Source organism: Bacilli bacterium, assembly GCA_036381315.1.
Lineage (GTDB): Bacteria > Bacillota > Bacilli > Paenibacillales > KCTC-25726 > DASVDB01.
Window position 1 is genome coordinate 1 of the sequence record DASVDB010000174.1, and the last position, 17,870, is coordinate 17,870.

17 protein-coding genes are annotated in these 17,870 nt (G+C 55.3%); 1 reads left to right on the forward strand and 16 read right to left on the reverse strand.

From position 1 onward, the window contains the following. Positions 1-426: 426 nt before the first annotated feature. The 4 genes from rlmD to VF260_12855 are packed head-to-tail and all read right to left on the reverse strand — an operon-like array spanning position 427 to position 3,984. Complete coding sequence (rlmD, locus tag VF260_12840) at positions 427-1,974, reverse strand: 23S rRNA (uracil(1939)-C(5))-methyltransferase RlmD (GenBank protein ID HEX7058066.1); 1,548 nt, start codon at positions 1,972-1,974, stop codon at positions 427-429. Between the two features lie 13 nt (positions 1,975-1,987). Continuing rightward, positions 1,988-2,896: a diacylglycerol kinase gene (locus VF260_12845; protein HEX7058067.1), complete on the reverse strand. Its 909-nt coding sequence runs from the start codon at positions 2,894-2,896 to the stop codon at positions 1,988-1,990. Between the two features lie 5 nt (positions 2,897-2,901). Further along, a complete protein-coding gene (locus VF260_12850; protein ID HEX7058068.1) occupies positions 2,902-3,684 on the reverse strand; it encodes a CbiX/SirB N-terminal domain-containing protein in 783 nt (260 codons plus the stop codon). A gap of 9 nt (positions 3,685-3,693) precedes the next feature. Further along, a complete protein-coding gene (locus tag VF260_12855) occupies positions 3,694-3,984 on the reverse strand; it encodes a YerC/YecD family TrpR-related protein (protein HEX7058069.1) in 291 nt (96 codons plus the stop codon). 204 nt (positions 3,985-4,188) lie between these two features. On the opposite strand from VF260_12855, the gene VF260_12860 reads away from it, so the two are divergent. After that, complete coding sequence (locus VF260_12860) at positions 4,189-4,683, forward strand: hypothetical protein (GenBank protein HEX7058070.1); 495 nt, start codon at positions 4,189-4,191, stop codon at positions 4,681-4,683. A 45-nt stretch (positions 4,684-4,728) separates the two neighbouring features. On the opposite strand, the gene VF260_12865 is transcribed toward VF260_12860, so the two are convergent. From VF260_12865 to VF260_12920, 12 genes are all read right to left on the reverse strand, one after another. Then, positions 4,729-5,862, reverse strand: coding sequence for a DUF3048 domain-containing protein (locus VF260_12865; protein ID HEX7058071.1), 1,134 nt, complete (start codon positions 5,860-5,862; stop codon positions 4,729-4,731). Positions 5,863-5,866: 4 nt separating this feature from the next. Continuing rightward, complete coding sequence (locus tag VF260_12870; GenBank protein HEX7058072.1) at positions 5,867-6,643, reverse strand: class III extradiol ring-cleavage dioxygenase; 777 nt, start codon at positions 6,641-6,643, stop codon at positions 5,867-5,869. 15 nt (positions 6,644-6,658) lie between these two features. After that, the gene (locus tag VF260_12875; protein HEX7058073.1) at positions 6,659-7,324 is read right to left on the reverse strand and encodes a Bax inhibitor-1 family protein; all 666 of its coding nucleotides are present in this window, start codon (positions 7,322-7,324) and stop codon (positions 6,659-6,661) included. Between the two features lie 248 nt (positions 7,325-7,572). Then, complete coding sequence (gene purD, locus VF260_12880; protein ID HEX7058074.1) at positions 7,573-8,835, reverse strand: phosphoribosylamine--glycine ligase; 1,263 nt, start codon at positions 8,833-8,835, stop codon at positions 7,573-7,575. Between the two features lie 13 nt (positions 8,836-8,848). Continuing rightward, positions 8,849-10,393, reverse strand: a complete 1,545-nt coding sequence (purH, locus tag VF260_12885) for a bifunctional phosphoribosylaminoimidazolecarboxamide formyltransferase/IMP cyclohydrolase (protein HEX7058075.1) — start codon at positions 10,391-10,393, stop codon at positions 8,849-8,851. Between the two features lie 139 nt (positions 10,394-10,532). Beyond that, the gene (gene purN, locus VF260_12890) at positions 10,533-11,147 is read right to left on the reverse strand and encodes a phosphoribosylglycinamide formyltransferase (protein HEX7058076.1); all 615 of its coding nucleotides are present in this window, start codon (positions 11,145-11,147) and stop codon (positions 10,533-10,535) included. Positions 11,148-11,263: 116 nt separating this feature from the next. Beyond that, positions 11,264-12,310: a phosphoribosylformylglycinamidine cyclo-ligase gene (purM, locus tag VF260_12895; protein ID HEX7058077.1), complete on the reverse strand. Its 1,047-nt coding sequence runs from the start codon at positions 12,308-12,310 to the stop codon at positions 11,264-11,266. Positions 12,311-12,324: 14 nt separating this feature from the next. Next, positions 12,325-13,806 (reverse strand): amidophosphoribosyltransferase, encoded by a 1,482-nt coding sequence (purF, locus tag VF260_12900; protein ID HEX7058078.1) that lies wholly within the window; start codon positions 13,804-13,806, stop codon positions 12,325-12,327. Further along, positions 13,791-16,034 carry a phosphoribosylformylglycinamidine synthase subunit PurL gene (gene purL, locus VF260_12905; GenBank protein HEX7058079.1) on the reverse strand — a complete coding sequence of 748 codons (2,244 nt, stop codon included), beginning with the start codon at positions 16,032-16,034 and terminating at the stop codon, positions 13,791-13,793. Before purL ends, purF begins: the two co-directional genes overlap by 16 nt. Next, the gene (gene purQ, locus VF260_12910) at positions 16,012-16,701 is read right to left on the reverse strand and encodes a phosphoribosylformylglycinamidine synthase subunit PurQ (GenBank protein HEX7058080.1); all 690 of its coding nucleotides are present in this window, start codon (positions 16,699-16,701) and stop codon (positions 16,012-16,014) included. The genes purL and purQ overlap by 23 nt, the downstream gene beginning before the upstream one ends. Before the next feature lie 3 nt (positions 16,702-16,704). Continuing rightward, positions 16,705-16,965 carry a phosphoribosylformylglycinamidine synthase subunit PurS gene (gene purS / locus VF260_12915; protein ID HEX7058081.1) on the reverse strand — a complete coding sequence of 87 codons (261 nt, stop codon included), beginning with the start codon at positions 16,963-16,965 and terminating at the stop codon, positions 16,705-16,707. A 16-nt stretch (positions 16,966-16,981) separates the two neighbouring features. After that, complete coding sequence (locus VF260_12920) at positions 16,982-17,857, reverse strand: phosphoribosylaminoimidazolesuccinocarboxamide synthase (protein HEX7058082.1); 876 nt, start codon at positions 17,855-17,857, stop codon at positions 16,982-16,984. Positions 17,858-17,870 lie beyond the last annotated feature (13 nt).

A 17,870-nucleotide genomic window follows, 5' to 3' on the forward strand; every position in this document is an offset into this window, starting at 1 on the left:
CCTCAATTCATAGACATACTAATTATGTAATACATTATAATCCACAACCTCGCTTAAGTCAAAGTGAATATTGGACACGTTTGGACAAATGGGGTCGTCTCGGGTTAAAACCACATATAATATTAGTATTTACGTTCGTTAAACACGGTACGTAATTGGACACGGTTGAACTTTATGGCACATAAAAAGAGAACGCCTTCGAAGTTGAAGGAACGTTCTCTTGGATATTCTTCGATTAAAGCAATCCGCCGTTAAAAAGTTCGCGAAACTATTCTCCTGCGTTAAACATGTCTACACACCCGACGTCCAAATCCAGGTCCAAAACGACGGAAACGCCAATTTTATCTTTCAACACCTTATTTTTGAAGTCACTACCGTCCGCCGTAAAAGTCATAAATCGCGCAAAGTGTTGAAAATAAAGGATTTCTACGAATCGATTCGTTGCATTCCTATTACGCACTCCACGTGCACCGTATGCGGGAACATGTCCACGGGCTGCGCCTCGACCACGCGGAAGCCGCCGGCGGCGAGGATGCGCAGGTCACGGGCGAGCGTTGCCGGATCGCAGGAGACGTAAACCACGCGTTCCGGCTTCATCGCGATAATCGCTTCAAGCAGCGCGGGATCGCAGCCTTTGCGCGGCGGATCGACAACGACAACGTCTGCCGCAAGCCCCTCCTCCAGCCAGCGCCGGATCACATTCTCTGCTTTTCCCGCGCTGAATCGCGCATTTGTGATGCCGTTCAAAAGTGCATTGCGCCTGGCATCTGCGACTGCCTCCGCCACCATTTCCACGCCATGCACTTGCGCCGCGCGGCGCGCCAAAAACAGCGAGATCGAACCGATGCCGCAATAAGCGTCGATCACCGTCTCATTACCGGTCAGCCCGGCGTATTTCACCACTTTGCGGTAAAGCGTCGCGGTCTGCCGCGGATTCACCTGAAAGAACGATCTTGCCGAAATGGCAAAACGAATATCGCCGATCGTGTCGTAAATCGCCTCTTCTCCCCACAGCACCTGCGTCGCTTCGCCAAACACAACGCTTGTCCGCGCCGTATTGATATTCTGGCAGATGCTTTTTACACCGGGAATTTCCCGGCGAATCAGGCCGATCAGCTCATCCGCGCGCGCGATTTGCCTGCCGTTTGTCACCAGCACGACCATCAGTTCATCCGTATGAAACCCGTATCTGACCACCAAATGGCGCAAAAGCCCTTTCCCCGTCGCCGCGTGATAACCGGACAAACCCAACTCCCGCGCGATTTGCTTCACTTTGCGCACGGCCATCTCCACGTGCGGATGGCATAGCGGAAAAACGTCCGCATCGACAACGCGGTGGCCGCCCCTGGCAAAAAAACCGCCGATAAGCCTGCCGCCTTCCTCGCCAAACGGCACCTGCACATTGTTGCGGTAATGCCACGGATCCGCCATCCCCAGCACCGGATGGACGCGTACGACGCCTTCTGCTTCCGCACCGCTGCTATCACCGAAACCTCCCGCTTCCGCCGCGCTATCGCCGGCATCCCTCGCCCGCTTGGCGCCGGCGATTTCCGACCGCGCCTTGAATTTCCCGATCCGCTCCAAACAGTCGATCACGGTTTGCCGTTTCCAGCGCAGCTGCGCCGCATAATCCATGTGCAACAGCTCGCAGCCCGAGTTGTCAAATCCCCGGGAAAAAGGCGGCGTGACCCGATCCGGGCTCGGTTTCAGCAACTCCAACAGGTTCGCATACCCGTACCGCGCTTTCACGCTCTTAACGCGTGCCCGAACCGTCTCTCCAGGCAGCGCCCCCGGAACAAAAAGGGTAAAGCCGCCCGCGCGGCCTACTCCTGCCCCATCGCGACTGATGCCGACTATCTCGGCGGTCACAACATCATCGATATCTACCGGCGCCCCCGCATTTTTCCGCTCTGCCGCGGACGCCGTTTTCCTGCTCCGATTCAGTCTGTCGGTCCGTCCCATCGTAACGCTCATTCACTCCGCCATTTTATCTGTATGTGGACAATCCGTGCCGATCCAGAAAGATTTCAAGATGCGACGGAAGCGCCGAAAACTTGCACGGCAGCGTACCGCCCATTTCACCGTCCAGATTCAACTGCACATAATCCGGCGACGTTACTTGCAGCATATCCGTTTTGAAATAGATCACATGGGGATCGTGCAAATGGTCGCCGCGCAAAGCCATGGTCGCGATGCGGATGAATTCCGCCAGGTTGCATTTTTTCAGGATGATGACATCAAACTGTCCGTCATGCACATTCGCATCCGGCGCCAGCTTCTCAAAACCGCCCACCGAATTGCTGTTGGCAATCAGAAACATCATCACTTCTTCGGCGAAATTGTATTTTGGCGATTGAAAATGCAGCTTGATTGGCTTAAGCCACGGCAGCTTTTCCAGCCCCTTCATGTAGTATGCCAATTGCCCGATCATCGTTTTCAACTTGCTCGGCACTTCATAGGTCAGCTCGGTAAACGACCCGCCGCCGGCGATATTGATAAAATAGCGGCTGTTAGCCTTGCCGACGTCCACTTTACGGGTATGCCCGGCCAAAATGAGATCAATCGCATACTCCCAATGTTTCGGAATACCCAGCGCGCGGGCGAAATCGTTGGTCGTTCCGAGCGGCAAAATCCCAAGCTTGGGACGGTATTCCCGCTCCGCCAAGCCGTTGATCACTTCATAGAGCGTGCCGTCTCCCCCGGCCGCGATGACGATGTCGAATTTGCGCCTGATCGCTTCTTCAGCCGCCTTTGTAGCGTCGCCTTCGCACGTTGTGCCGTGGCAGGAAGTCTCGATGCCGCCCTGTTCCAGCCTTTGCAAAATCTCCGGCAGCCTGCGCCTGATCTCTTCCCTGCCCGATGACGGATTATAAATTAATCGCGCCCGCAACGTCATCTCTCTCACCCTTCTCGTTCTTGCCAAAAATCTGCGATTCGCCGCTCAAGCCACTTTACCAACCGCGGGCTGGGCAAAAGCGCCGCGCCGTTATATCGGCATTTAAAGCCGACAAGCTCAGCGGGAATCACCGTTTTTGTAAAATACCCTTCGCTCAAAAAAAACGGTACCACAATAACGTCCGCTTCCGGATACAAATCGGCCCATTTGCGCAACACTACCGGAACCTCGCCGGTCGAAAGTGTCGCGCCCTCCACATGGGCAAACCCGCCGCGCGTTTTCAGCATCCCCGCCAGGCTGCCCAAGACAGTTTGCCATTTCGCTTGCGAATCCTCCCCTCCGCTTCCATGCGCGACGATCAGCACAACTTCTTTCGCAGAGTTGACGGATAAAGGACGGATATTGTCGAGCAGCATTTCCGCAACTTCAGGGTCGTCATCAAGCGGCGCCAAAAAGTGGACGACACTTTGCACACGCAGCGGCGCAAGCCGCGACACTCCGCGAAAAGCGGGATTTGCGCCGAAAGCCCAAGCGATTTCCGCCACATGCGAACTTCCCGCGCAAATAAAAAGCGGAACCACGAGCAGATCCGTAATCCCCTGTGCTTCCAGCCGATTAATGCCGTCTTGTATCATGCGTTGCGCGACCGATTCCAAAAATGAACATTCGACAGGCAACGAAGCGGATAGACGCATGGCGGATACAGCTTCGTCCACCAGTTTTACCCACGATGCGCTGCGGGAACCGTGGCTGATAACCAAAACCCCGTATTTCCGCACGGTTTTCATTAGCGTCATTTATCTGCCGAGGCGGTCCAGCGCCATTTTGTATCCGTCGTTCCCGTAATTTAAACAGCGTTTTACCCGCGAGATGGTCGCCGTGCTGGCGCCGGTTTCCGCCTCAATCTGATTGTATGTGTAACCTTTGCCAAGCATTCTCGCCACCTCCAACCGCTGCGATAAAGATTGAATTTCATTTACCGTGCACAGGTCGTCAAAAAAAATATAGCATTCTTCCACGTTTCGCAAAGTAAGTATGGCTTCAAAGAGTTGATCGATCGTTTTGTCGTTCAATTTTTTCAACTGCAATAAGCTCAACCCCTAAAAATTAACGTTTCTTCTTGCCTAAATCATACTTTAATTCAGTGAAGGATTCAAGCGGTCGGGCGAGACGCGTCCCCCGGAAAACAGCCGGAAATTCCTTTTTTCCGCGAATCGTGACATTCGTCCATTCCGAACATTGTTCCGAAACATAGGCTAATATATACAAAGCCAAAAAGGAATGATGGCCCGATGAGTTACAAAAATTCGCCGCACATTCCGCCTTCCGACGATCCGGCCTATTACGGCCACACGTCAAGTTTCGGAGACAGTCCGTACGGCGCTTATCCCGAATATCCGGCAAATCAAGCGCATGCGGGGGGGCAAAATTTGCCCGTTCTCTACCAGCAGCAGCCTGTTCAACCGGGCGGCGGCCTCTTTTCCAATCTGCCGATTAAAGATCTCAAATCGTTTATTGATAGAATGGGCGGGTTGGACGGGATTTTGGCCTCTCTCACAAAAATACAAAAACTGTTCGCGACTTTCCAGTCAATGGCGCCCATGCTGAAGCTGCTCGCCGGTTCGCTTGGCGGCAAAGCGGCTACCGCGGGAGAGTCGGACGGATTATCCCGCAAGTTGATGCGCCGCCGTCCACACAGGCGGAAAAGGAGGAATGTGCAAAACAGAAGAAAAAAGACTTCCGTCCGGAAATCCACAGTAACAAGGGGAAATTCCGGAAATCGTTGACGGCAAAAAAAGAGCCGGCACCGCGATCGGTTCGGCTTCTTTGTTTTATTCAAACTCCACTTTCGAGCCGATCGGGACAACCTGCACCCAAGTTTTGCCCGGAAGCAACCCGACTTCCCGCCCGTCAATATACGGCCGAATAACGCCGTTCTCACGTTTCCAGACGATCTCCCGCACCTTTCCGTCCTCGATGAGATAGCCTTTGCCGGGGCCGTTCACATCGACAGCGCGGCGGCCTTTGTCGTCCAGAATTTTATGATCGGCAAAACAGACCATGATGTTTTTCGTTGTGATCTGCTCGCCGCTCTCCTTGTCCGTATGCGGTTCGCCCAGCATAAAGCGGGCGTATTGTTTTGTCGTCTCATCATATTGATAGGTAACATAGTAGCCTTGAATATAATGGACCGTAACCTCGTTAGCCGGCTCGCCCTGCGGCGTCGCATCTTCTTCATCGAACAGCAATTCGGGATTGCGCCACTCGGTGCGAAACTTTTTATGCTCCGCGCCCTTTTTGATCAATTCGATGCTGGTATATAAATTATGCGGCGCTTTGCGCGAAGAATCGCGCCAATAATAAGCGCCGTCCCCATAAACCTCGTCAAAATGGTCCAGCTTCCGCGCAACCAGCATATTCATCGCCGCCTGGCTCCAGCCCGCATGCACAATCAGCGCATCCAGACCGTCGCCGATTTCCACAAAATAAGGGCGAATGCTGCGCACAGGCCCGATAATCTTTGGCGCCTGGCTTTGATAGACAGCGACAAATCGCGTAATGTCGCCCTCGGCCAAAATTTCATAGACGATATCCGCTTGCGTAAGGCCCGTTTGCGGGCGCGCTTTTTCCTGGTTTTCCACCATGACCATGATCGGGCGTTCCGTTACTTTTTTGTCCGTTCCCAATCCTGTAAGCGGATACAGATACGGATATACCGGTTCCGGAGTTGCTGTAGGCAGCGGCGTCGCTTGCATGGCCAACGTCGGCGCGACTGACGGTGCGACTGTCGGCGACGTTTCCACTGTCGGTTTTTGTCCGCATCCCGCCAAAACGATCATCGTGCCTGCAACGAGCGACAATCCACTGAAAAGCAAACGTTTCCCGCACCTGCTTGTCCCCGATTTCTCCGTCGGCTTCAAATACTCTACCCCCAATTGGAAATTGCCCTGCAATTTGCCCTGCATTCATTCAACCGAATCGCCAGCAGCAAAGACTCAAACTGCCGTAAGCGTATCCGCGGTACATTAACCATGCCTGTTTAACGTCGGCGGCAGCCCCCATCGCGTACAAGAGCGGGATAAAATGCTCATTTCCCTGCGGCGGAACGGCATCCGTCGCGTACGGCGCCCATTTTTCATATTCGAATAAAGCGGGCAAATCCCACTGCTGCAAATGATCGTTCAACCAACTGTCAAACTCCAGCGCCCATTCGTCCGGTGTTTTGCGATTCCAACTGATTTTGCGGAAATTGTGCACGGTGCCGCCGCTGCCGATAATCAGCACATCTTTTTGCCGTAAAGACGAAAGCGCCCGCCCGATCCGGTAATGCTCCTCGGGAACAAGCCGCGGATTGACCGACATCGCGACTACGGGAATATCAGCCTGCGGGTATAAAAGCTTCAGCACGACCCAAGCGCCGTGATCCAGCCCCCGCTCCTTATCGATGCGGCAGGAAACGCCTTCTTTTTCCAACAGCGCGAGCACCTCGGCAGCCGTCTCCATGCTTCCCTTGGCCGGATACTTAATATCGTACAGTTCGTCGGGAAAGCCGCTAAAGTCGTGAATCGTTTCGTATGTATCCGCCCCGCCGATTCGTTGCTCATCCGCAAGCCAATGTGCGGAAAACAGCACGATCGCGCGCGGGCGCGGCAAATGGCGCGGCAATTCCCGCAAAAAATCCGTGTACTCGTTGTTTTGCACGGCCAATAGAGGGGCACCGTGTGCAAGGAAGAATGAAGGCAGCATAGCGTCCACTCCGTTTTAGTCGCGGGAAATGCCTAACAACCGCAGCAAATACAAGAACAGGTTGATAAAATCCAGGTACAGGTTCAACACCGCAAGCGGAATCATCTCATCCGGTATGCCGCCGCGATATTGCGAGACGTCGTAGAGGATAAATCCCGAGAAAATCAATACGCCGCCGGCCGCAAGCAAAAGCCCCAGCGAGCCGCCAAAACCTCCGGTGAACAAACCGACCAGGCTGAAGCCGATCAGGGTAAGCAAACCGATAAACAAAAATCCCCGCAAAAAGCTGAAATCCCGCTTCGAGTAGTAAGCGTATAACGTCAATCCGGCAAAAATGGCCGCGGTCAGCAAAAACGCCGTTTCAATCAGCGCGCTGCCGCCAGCCGCAGCGTAATATTGGATCGCCGGAAAAATGGTAATGCCGCTGATAAAAACAAAGGAAAACACGAACCCGTAGCCGATCGCCCGTTTTCTGCGACGAATAAAGAAAGCGGAAAGCAACATAATAAATTCGACAATGACGAGCGGCAGCACAATCGCCGGCGGTAAAAATTCTGTGCCGATGTAGGTGCCGGCAAACGATATCAATACCGATATCGTGAACATCTTGAGCAATTTGTGAAAGGAAGCGTTATACGGCCTTTCCGCTTCCGTTAAAACTTCTCTTTGGTCAAGGTCCATCACAATCCCCGCTTTCGGCAATATGATTGATCGAAACATCCGATCATTCATATTGTATCATATGCGGAACAAAAGGATGTAACATTTCCGCAAAAAGGTTGCATTCCGCCAAACAAGGAGGGCCGCCGTGCAACTATTGCTTGCCTTTTTGCAGCAACATTGGCTGTCTGTCGTACTGCTTTCAGGTTTGGTCCTGGCTTCGTTATGGGTATACAAATACCGGGAGAAACTGAAAATCTGATATCCGCTTATGGTTGCAACGCTTTGAGCGCGATATCGGTCCGGTAATGCCGCCCTTCATAATGAATCTTCGCCGCGGCGGCGTAAGCTTTTACCCGCGCCTCGGCAATATTGGCGCCGGTCGCCGTCACACCGAGGAGCCGCCCGCCATTGGTAACGATTTTCCCGTCCTTTTTCGCTGTCCCCGCATGAAATACGATCGCATGTTGTACATCTTCCAGACCGCTGATGGGAATCCCTTTTTTATATGGGCCCGGATATCCGCCGGACGCGAGCACTACACAAACGGCGGCTTGATCGCTCCACGCGATGTCGAGATCGCGCAACTTGCCGTTTACCACAGCGAGAAAAATTTCGGCAAGATCCGTTTCGAGCCGCGGCAGCACGACTTGCGTTTCCGGATCGCCAAAACGGCAGTTGAATTCGATTGCTTTCGGCCCTTGCCGCGTAATCATCAAACCCGCATACAGCACTCCGCGAAACGGCCTTCCTTCCTGCACCATCGCTTGCGCGGCCGGTTTCAGGATCGTTTCAATCGCCGCTTCGACAATTTCCCGGGAAATATGCGGCACCGGCGAGTACGTGCCCATTCCGCCGGTATTCGGCCCTTCATCCAGGTCGTAAACCGGCTTGTGATCCTGCGCCGGCACCATCGGGCGCACCGTCGCGCCGTCGACAAACGCCAGAATCGACAACTCCTCGCCCTGTAAAAATTCCTCGATTACCACCGCGGCGCCGGCCTCGCCAAACACTTTGTCGACCATCAACTCTTTTAACGCGTTTTCCGCTTCTTCGCGGGTATGCGCAACGGTGACGCCTTTCCCCGCCGCCAACCCGTCCGCTTTGATGACGATGGGCAGGTTTTGCTCTTGCAAATAGGCCAAAGCTTCCGAATAGTCGGAAAACGACGCATAAGCGGCTGTCGGAATGTTGTATTTTCGCAGTAAATTTTTCGTAAATACTTTGCTGCCTTCAATGATCGCCGCCGCCTTATTCGGGCCGAAGACAGGAATGCGTTTCGCCTCGAAGAAGTCGACAATGCCTGCAAACAGAGGATCTTCCGGACCGACGACAACGAGATCGACAGCTTCCTTGACGGCGAATTCGCCCAAACGGACAAAGTCCATTTCATTGATCGGCACGCATTCGGCCATCTCGGCGATCCCGGCATTTCCCGGGGCGCAGTATATTTGCTTTACGGACGCGCTTTTGCTAAGCGCCCAGATCATCGCATGTTCCCGTCCGCCGCGCCCGACAACAAGAATCTTCAACCGTCGTCCCCCCTCAGTGTTTGAAATGTCTAACGCCGGTAAACACCATTGCGATGCCGTGCGCATTCGCCGCTTTGATCGAATCTTCATCCCTGATCGAGCCGCCCGGCTGGATGATTGCCGTTACGCCCGCTTTCGCCGCCAGCTCAACGGTGTCGCTCATCGGGAAAAAGGCGTCGGAGGCAAGCACGGCGCCTTTCGCTTTCTCTCCCGCCTGCTCCGCGGCGATTTTCGCCGCCCCAACGCGGTTCATTTGCCCCGCGCCTACGCCTACGGTCATATTGTCTTTCACCAGGACAATGGCATTCGATTTCACATGCTTGACCACTTTCCACCCGAACAGAAGCTGACGCAACTCTTCCTCCGTCGGCTGACGGTCGGTAACCACCTTCAAATCGGCGGCGGCAATTTGCTTCAGGTCCGCACTTTGCACGAGCGCCCCGCCTTCGACAGACGTGAGCAAGAGCTCGGGATCGCGCGCCGCGAGCGTTCCTTCGCCCAGTTTCAACAAGCGGATGTTTTTCTTTTTCGCCAATATTTCCAGCGCATCCGGCGTAAAATCCGGCGCGATGACAATTTCCAAAAAAATTCCGTGCAGCAACTCGGCGGTTGCCTGGTCAATCGTCCGATTGGCGGCGACGATGCCGCCGAAGATGGATACGGGATCGGATTCGTAGGCCTTTTTAAATGCTTCAAGCACGTTCGTTCCCAAGCCGACGCCGCACGGGTTCATGTGCTTGACGGCGACGACCGCGGGCTCCTGAAACTCCTTTACGATCTGCAGCGCGGCATTGGCGTCGTTGATGTTGTTGTAGGAGAGTTCCTTGCCGTGCAACTGCTCGGCAGTCGTAATGCTGCCCGCCTTCGCCAGCGGTTTGCGGTAAAAAGCCGCTTGCTGATGCGGGTTTTCGCCATAGCGCAGATCCTGCACTTTCTCATATGTGACGGTAAACCGTTCCGGCAGCGGATCGCCGGTTTGCTCCGACAAATACGCGGAAATAAGCGAATCGTAGGCTGCCGTATGACGAAACACCTTGGCGGCCAGCCGTTTGCGCAATTCCAGCGACGTATCGCCGTTTGCGGCAATCTGCTCCAGCACTTCGTCGTAATCGGCGGCATCGACGACGACCGTCACGAACGCATGATTTTTGGCCGCCGAACGGAGCATCGTCGGACCGCCGATATCGATATTTTCGATCGCCTCTTCGTATTTGACGTTAGGCTTGGCAACCGTCTGCTGGAACGGGTACAGGTTGACGACAACCAGATCGATATAATCAAGGCCGAGTTCCTGCATTTGCCTTGTATGTTCGGCGTTGTCGCGAACCGCGAGGAGGCCGCTATGTACCGCCGGATGCAGCGTTTTAACGCGCCCGTCCATAATTTCCGGAAAACCGGTTACTTCACTGATGCCAATTACGGGAACGCCGTTTTGCTCAAGCAGCGTTTTCGTTCCTCCGGTGGATATCATTTGCACCCCCATTTTTGCCAATTGAGCCGCGAACGGTACAATGCCTTTCTTATCTGATACACTGATTAGCGCTCTTTTAATCGCCATTTGATGACCTCCTACACAATTTGCCAAGATTTAGTTCCGCTTGGTGCGCTATATCGGCACTTTTGCCGTTATATGCTCCCATTTGCTCCACGTTTCGTCGGCGAGCTTTAGGTGGCTTTAGCCACGGATTGCTTTTTGGTCAGTCGATCCGTACTTTGCGGCCCATCAATTTAACGCGGCCTTCCCGAATCCAGCGAATGACTTCCGGGTAGAGCCGGTGCTCCTCCGCGTGAATGCGCTCCGCCAGGGTCTCCTTCGTGTCGTTTTCGCGGATCGGTACGGGAACTTGCGCGATGATCGGTCCGGTGTCCATCCCGTGATCAACAAAATGCACGGTAACGCCGGTAACTTTCACGCCGTACGCGAATGCGTCGCCGATGCCATCGACGCCGGGAAAAGCGGGCAGCAATGACGGATGGATATTGATGATCCGTCCGTCGTATGCATTGATCAGCACAGGGGTAATCAGCCGCATGTAACCGGCAAGCACGACCAGATCAATCCGCATATCCCGCAATTTGTCCACGATGACGCGCTCGTATTCTTCCCTGCTGCCGTAATCCCGCGGACAAAAAGCAAATACGGGCACCCCCACGCGCGTTGCGCGTTCAACCACGAACGCCTGCGGGCGGTCGCAGACAAGCAGTTCCACCCGCACATCCAGTTCCCCAGAATGGGCCGAATCGACGATCGCCTGGAAATTGGAGCCGTTGCCCGAGGCAAACACGGCAATGCGAAACGGTTTCCGCGCCATTTGTCCGCTCCATCCTCCCTGTCCACTTTGTCCGCTTTGCCTACTTTGCTCACTCTGCCCGCTACGCCCACTCTGCCCGTTTTGCCCTCTCAATCCGCTTTGACCACTCTGCCCGCTCATACGCGCACACCCGCAAACGTGACCGTTTTCCCGCCCGGGGTTATGGTTCCGATAACCGCCGCTTGCTCGCCAGTTTCCGCGGCGATGCGGACCGCCAAATCCGCCTGCTCGGCCGGAACCACCAGCACCATGCCCACACCCATATTGAATGTGCGGAACATATCGTAATGGCTGATGTTGCCCGTCTCCTGCAACAGATTGAAGACAGCGGGGATTTGCCATGTGCCATACGTTATGTGCGCATTCACGCGATCAGGCAAAATGCGCGGAATGTTTTCAATGAATCCGCCGCCGGTTATATGGGATATGCCCTTGACGGTGACACGGCGAATCAGGTTCAGGACCGTTTTGACGTAAATTCTGGTCGGCGCAAGCAACACTTCGCCCAGCCGCGCGATGGGCCCAAGCTCCGGTACGGTATCGGTCAATTGCATTCCGCGATCCTGCAGCAAAAGCTTGCGCACCAACGAAAAGCCGTTGCTGTGCAACCCGCTGGATGAAAGCCCGATGATCGCATCCCCCGGCGCAATCGTCGTTCCGTCGATGATCGCTTTGCGCTCGACTATGCCGACGGCAAATCCGGCGATATCGTATTCATCGGCGTCATACATGCCCGGCATTTCCGCCGTCTCGCCGCCGATCAGCGCACAGCCGGCTTGCACGCACCCTTCGGCTACGCCGCTTACGATCGCTTCGATTTTTTCCGGCACGACTTTGCCGCACGCAAGATAATCGAGAAAAAACAACGGTTCCGCGCCCGACACGACGATGTCGTTCACGCACATCGCCACCGCGTCGATGCCTACGGTATCGTGTTTATTCATCGCAAAGGCAAGTTTCAGCTTGGTGCCGACGCCGTCAGTGCCCGATACCAACACGGGATCCTCGTACTTTTTCCCATCCAAGCCGAACAGCCCGCCGAAACCGCCCAGGTCGGCAAGCACTTCGGGACGAAAGGTTCGCTTGACATGGCGTTTCATGCGCTCCACGGCTTCATTTCCGGCGGAGATATCGACTCCGGCCTGTTTGTATGCATCGGACACGTTCTTCACTCTCCTTACACTCTTTTGACACCGCTTCGTTCTTCCACCGGTATGACCGTCGGGTAGTTCCCATCAAAGCAAGCGGTGCATAAGCCCCGGTTCGGCTCGCTCAAGGTGCCGCCGATAGCTTCCAGCATGCCTTCCTTCGATAAAAAGTACAATGAATCGGCGTTGATCGCCTGCCGGATTTCTTCCACCGATTTTTCCGCCGCGATCAATTCGTTGCGGGTCGGCGTGTCGATGCCGTAATGACACGGATATTTGAACGGCGGGGAGGTGATTCTGACATGAACCTCCGTGGCGCCCGCTTCCCTGAGCAAATTGACGATGCGCAAAGATGTGGTGCCGCGAACGATCGAGTCGTCGATCATGATCACGCGTTTGCCTTCGACCACTTTGCGCACGGCGGAAAGTTTCATCTTGACCCCCTGCTCGCGCAACGCCTGGCTGGGCTGGATAAACGTGCGGCCGACATAGCGGTTTTTGATTAGGCCCAATTCGTAGGGGATGCCAGTCTGCTCGGCATAACCGATTGCGGCCGAGATGCTTGAGTCCGGCACCCCTGTCACCACATCGGCGTCGACAAACGACTCCAGCGCCAGTTGCTTCCCCATCCGCTTGCGCGCCGCATGCACGTTGATTTGCCGTAAATCGCTGTCCGGGCGGGCGAAATACACATACTCCATGACGCAGGTGGCCCTTCGCGCCTGCGCGGCGAATTTTTCCGAACGTATGCCCGATTTATCAAGAATGATCATTTCTCCCGGTTCCACATCGCGTTCATAGCTGGCGCCGATTGTGTCAAACGCGCAAGTTTCCGAGGCGAATACCGTGCTGTCGCCGATTTTGCCCATTACGAACGGGCGCAACCCATGCGGATCAAGCGCGGCGATCAAGGTGTCGTTCGTCATGATCAAAAAGGCAAATCCGCCGATCAGCTGCTGAAGCGACTCCCGCACCGCGGCGACGATATGGTCATGCCGCGAGCGGGCGATCAAATGCGCCAACACTTCCGTGTCGCTGGAAGTCTGGAAGATGGAACCTTCCCGCTCGAATTCCCGGCGCAGCCGGGCGGCGTTGACAATATTGCCGTTGGTGGCGATCGCCAAATCGCCTGCGCGGTATTTGAAAATTAACGGCTGCGCGTTGCCGAGCTTGCTTTCTCCCGCCGTCGAATAGCGCACATGGGCGATTGCCGTCGCGCCGGTCAATTCCCGCAGGCGGTCGTTGTCGAAAACTTCTTTGGCGAGACCCATCCCTTTATGATAACGAAATATTCCGGATTCGTCGCGCGCGCAAATGCCTGCGCTTTCCTGCCCGCGGTGCTGCAGGGCATGCAGCCCGTAATAGGCGAGCGATGACGCCTGCGGATGGCCGAACACGCCGAAAACGCCGCATTCTTCCCGCAGTGTGTCAAATATAGCTTCCCTGCCAAACATGTCGTTATAAAAACGTCCCTGCCACCGCGGCATGTCCGAATTCACTTCATAAGGCATGGAATCGCGTCCTTCCAGATTTTTTCGATTTCCGCAACGGAAATCCGTACAGCCGCTGCGCCGTTTACGCTTATTTCCAAATCATCGCCGGTTACGGTCCCAATCCGCTGAACCGGCACGCCCTTTGCGCGCATGGCTTGCGCGAACTTGTCGGCCTGTTCCGGTTTCGTGGACACGATCACGCGCGACTGGCTTTCGGAAAAAAGGGCGATATCGTGGCGCAGTTCGGTATTTAGTTCGATCCGCGCGCCGATACGCCCGCCGATGCTTGACTCCGCTAAAGCGACGGCCAAACCGCCGTCGGACAAATCGTGCGCCGAAGCGACCAACCCGTCGCGAATTGCCGAAAGAAGCGCCTGCTGCATGTTCTTTTCCGCCGCAAGGTCGATTTGCGGCGGACGGCCTTCCGTCACGCCGTGGATCACCAATTGAAACTCGCTGCCGCCCAGTTCCGGCTTTGTTTCGCCCAGCAGGAAAATAACGTCTCCCGCCGTTTTAAACGCTTGCGTCGTAATATGATCGGTATGGCGGACCAGCCCGACCATGCCGATGACCGGCGTCGGGTAAATGGCTCCGTTGGCGTTTTCATTGTACAGGCTGACATTACCGCCGATGACCGGCGTCTCCAACGCCAGGCAAGCTTTGCTGATGCCGGACGCCGCCTGTGCAAGCTGCCAGAAAATTTCCGGCTTTTCCGGGCTGCCGAAATTCAAATTGTCCGTTATGGCCAGCGGCTCTCCGCCGGAGCATACAATATTGCGCGCCGCCTCGCTGACGGCAATCTGGCCGCCGACGTACGGATCGAGATACACGAAGCGGCCGTTGCCGTCCGTGGTCATCGCGAGCGCTTTTTCGGTTCCCGGCACCAACACGACGGCCGCATCCGATCCGGGACCTACCGCCGTGGAAGTGCGCACCATGTAATCGTACTGGTTGAACACCCATTCCTTGCTCGCCACCGTAGGCGATGCCAGCACTTTTTTTAACGCGTCCGCCAAATCTTTTACTTCGGGATATTGCGACGGATCGATGTCTGCGAATTCCCGATAGTAGGTTGGCACTTTGCCCGCCTTTTCGTATACCGGGCAGTCGTCCACCAGCGCGCGCACCGGCATGTCGGCGACCACTTCGCCGTGATGGATGAGCTTCAACCGCCCGTCGTCCGTCACTTTGCCGACTTTGGCGCAATGCAGGCCCCAACGGGCAAAAATCGCTTTCGCCTGCGCCTCATGCTCCGGTTTGACGACGAACAGCATGCGTTCCTGCGACTCGGACAGCATCATTTCATATGGAGTCATGTTTTCTTCGCGCTGCGGCACTTCATCCAGGTTCAACTCCATGCCATTGCCCGCCTTGCTCGCCATTTCCGCGCTGGAACAGGTGAGCCCCGCCGCTCCCATGTCCTGGATGCCGACAACGATGCCGGAGGCGATTAATTCCAGGCACGCTTCCATGACCAGCTTTTCCATGAACGGATCGCCAACCTGCACCGCCGGCCGCTTTGCTTCCGATTCCGCCGTCAATTCTTCCGAAGCGAACGTTGCGCCGTGAATGCCGTCGCGGCCGGTTGCCGGACCGACGTAAAAAACCGGATTGCCGACGCCCGACGCGACTCCGCGCTGAATGTTGTCATGATCGATCAGGCCCACGCACATGGCATTGACCAGGGGATTGCCCTCATAGCTTTCATCAAACATCACTTCGCCGCCGACGGTCGGGATGCCGACGCAGTTGCCGTATCCGGCGATGCCCGCCACCACATGCTCAAACAAATATTTCACCCGTTCGTTGTTCAGCCGGCCGAAACGCAAGGAATTCAACAGCGCGACCGGGCGCGCGCCCATCGAAAAAATGTCGCGGATAATGCCGCCGACGCCGGTAGCCGCGCCTTGGTACGGTTCAATGGCCGACGGATGATTGTGGCTTTCGATTTTAAACACGACGGCCTGGTTGTCGCCGATATCGACGATGCCCGCCCCTTCGCCGGGGCCCATCAGCACCCGCGGACCTTTGGTCGGAAACGTCTTCAACACGGGTTTGGAATTTTTATAGGCGCAATGCTCCGACCACATGACGCTGAAAACGCCGATTTCCGTATAGTTCGGCTTTCTGCCGAGATGTTCGCAAATTCGCGCGTATTCGCTGTCGCTTACGCCAAACTGCCTGTAAATGCGCTGTTCGGCGATCTGTTCCGCCGTCGGTTCCTTAGCCGACAACTGCTGTGCCATGTTGTTCCCTCCATGTCCGCAAAACGGAAGTAAACATGCGCTTCCCGTCCTCCGAACCCAAAATGGGGCTGACCGCCCGCTCCGGATGCGGCATCATGCCGACCACATTGCCTTTTTCATTGCAGATGCCGGCTATATCGTCAACCGAGCCGTTCGGATTTTCCCCCGTGTAGCGAAACACAATGCGGTTTTGCGCTTGCAACACCGCCAACGTTTTATCGTCGCAGTAATAGTTGCCTTCGCCATGCGCAATCGGCACGCGGATCAACTCGCCCGGCGCATAATCGCGCGTAAACGGCGTCGCATTGTTATGAACGCGCAAAATCGTTTGGTGGCAGCGGAATTTCAGCGTCTTGTTGCGCAGCATCGCGCCCGGCAACAGCCCCGCTTCCAGCAAGATTTGAAATCCGTTGCAAATGCCGAGGACATATTTTCCCGCCTCCGCCGCCTCCCGCACCGCGTGCATCACCGGAGCAAACCGGGCGATCGCGCCGCTGCGCAAATAATCCCCATACGAAAAGCCGCCGGGAATGAGGATGGCGTCGAATTTGCGCAAATCGTTTGTCTCATGCCAAACGTATTCCACCGGTTGGGAGATGGCTTCCACCGCTTTAAAACAGTCGATGTCGCAATTGGAACCCGGAAAAACCAGAACGGCGAATCTCATGATTTATTCCCCTTTCGGCGATTCATGCAGTTCATAGCGGTAGTCTTCAATTACCGTGTTGGCCAAAAGCTTTTCGCACATGGCTTTGACCCGCTCATCGGCTTTGGCGCGGTCGTTTGTGTCCAATTCCAGTTCCATGTATTTGCCGATCCGCACTTTCCCCACTTCCAAAAATCCCATCGTGTGCAACGCTCCCTGCACCGCGTTTCCCTGCGGGTCCAGTACGCCTTGCTTGATCGTCACATATACGGTTGCTTTCAACATCGGAATCGTCGCCCTCCTATTCCGTAATCCGCTTGAGAATTTCCCGGTATCTGCGGGATGTCGCCCGCACAACCTCATCAGGCAGCGGTTCCGGTTCGCTGTTTTTGTCCCACGCCGAATTCGCCAAGTAAGTGCGGACCGGTTCTTTGTCCATACTGTCGATGTCCGTATCGAGCGCGTAATTTTCCGCCGCCCAAAACCGCGACGAGTCCGGGGTAAACAATTCATCAATCAAGATAACCTGGCCGTCCGCAATGCCGAATTCAAATTTGCTGTCAGCCAAAATGATGCCTTTGTTACGGCAAAACTCATGGGCGAACCGGTACAGGCGCAAGCTTCGTTCACGCAGCTCGCCGGCCAGCTCCTTGCCGATCCGCCGTTCCATTTCCGCAAACGGGATATCCTCGTCATGACCGACGTCGTTTTTTGCCGAAGGAGTAAAAATCGGTTCGGGCAACGCCGCGTTTTTCCGTAATCCCGGCGGAAGCTCAATGCCGTTCACCTTGCCCGTCTGTTCGTATTGTCTCCAGCCGCCGCCGGTGATATAGCCGCGCACGATGCACTCCATATCGATGCGCCGCGCCTTTTTCACCACCATAAAACGGTCGCGCAGCGCTTCAGGATCCGCCGCCGCGCTCCCCAGTTTGCTTGCGTCATGGTGGATCAGGTGATTCGGCTGGAAATGCGCGGTTTGCTTAAACCAGAACGCGCTGATCAGATTCAGCACCTTGCCTTTATCCGGAATCGCGGGCTTCAGCACATAATCGAACGCCGAAATTCGGTCGGTGACGACGATCAAATACTGTTCGCCGAGATCATATAGCTCGCGCACCTTACCCTTGTACAACAGCGGCGCTTTGACCAGATCGGCGGCGGTGGTAACGGCGGCCATTGCTTTCATCCTT

Bases quoted from the DNA above. Each gene is read 5' to 3' on its own strand.
- purH (HEX7058075.1), bottom strand. From the start codon at position 10,393: ATGGCGATTAAAAGAGCGCTAATCAGTGTATCAGATAAGAAAGGCATT.
- VF260_12845 (HEX7058067.1), bottom strand. From the start codon at position 2,896: ATGACGTTGCGGGCGCGATTAATTTATAATCCGTCATCGGGCAGGGAA.
- purL (HEX7058079.1), bottom strand. From the start codon at position 16,034: ATGGCACAGCAGTTGTCGGCTAAGGAACCGACGGCGGAACAGATCGCC.
- rlmD (HEX7058066.1), bottom strand. From the start codon at position 1,974: ATGAGCGTTACGATGGGACGGACCGACAGACTGAATCGGAGCAGGAAA.
- purF (HEX7058078.1), bottom strand. From the start codon at position 13,806: ATGCCTTATGAAGTGAATTCGGACATGCCGCGGTGGCAGGGACGTTTT.
- VF260_12920 (HEX7058082.1), bottom strand. From the start codon at position 17,857: ATGGCCGCCGTTACCACCGCCGCCGATCTGGTCAAAGCGCCGCTGTTG.
- purQ (HEX7058080.1), bottom strand. From the start codon at position 16,701: ATGAGATTCGCCGTTCTGGTTTTTCCGGGTTCCAATTGCGACATCGAC.
- VF260_12875 (HEX7058073.1), bottom strand. From the start codon at position 7,324: ATGGACCTTGACCAAAGAGAAGTTTTAACGGAAGCGGAAAGGCCGTAT.
- VF260_12865 (HEX7058071.1), bottom strand. From the start codon at position 5,862: ATGCAGGGCAAATTGCAGGGCAATTTCCAATTGGGGGTAGAGTATTTG.
- VF260_12850 (HEX7058068.1), bottom strand. From the start codon at position 3,684: ATGAAAACCGTGCGGAAATACGGGGTTTTGGTTATCAGCCACGGTTCC.
- VF260_12870 (HEX7058072.1), bottom strand. From the start codon at position 6,643: ATGCTGCCTTCATTCTTCCTTGCACACGGTGCCCCTCTATTGGCCGTG.
- VF260_12860 (HEX7058070.1), top strand. From the start codon at position 4,189: ATGAGTTACAAAAATTCGCCGCACATTCCGCCTTCCGACGATCCGGCC.
- purN (HEX7058076.1), bottom strand. From the start codon at position 11,147: ATGGCGCGGAAACCGTTTCGCATTGCCGTGTTTGCCTCGGGCAACGGC.
- purS (HEX7058081.1), bottom strand. From the start codon at position 16,965: ATGTTGAAAGCAACCGTATATGTGACGATCAAGCAAGGCGTACTGGAC.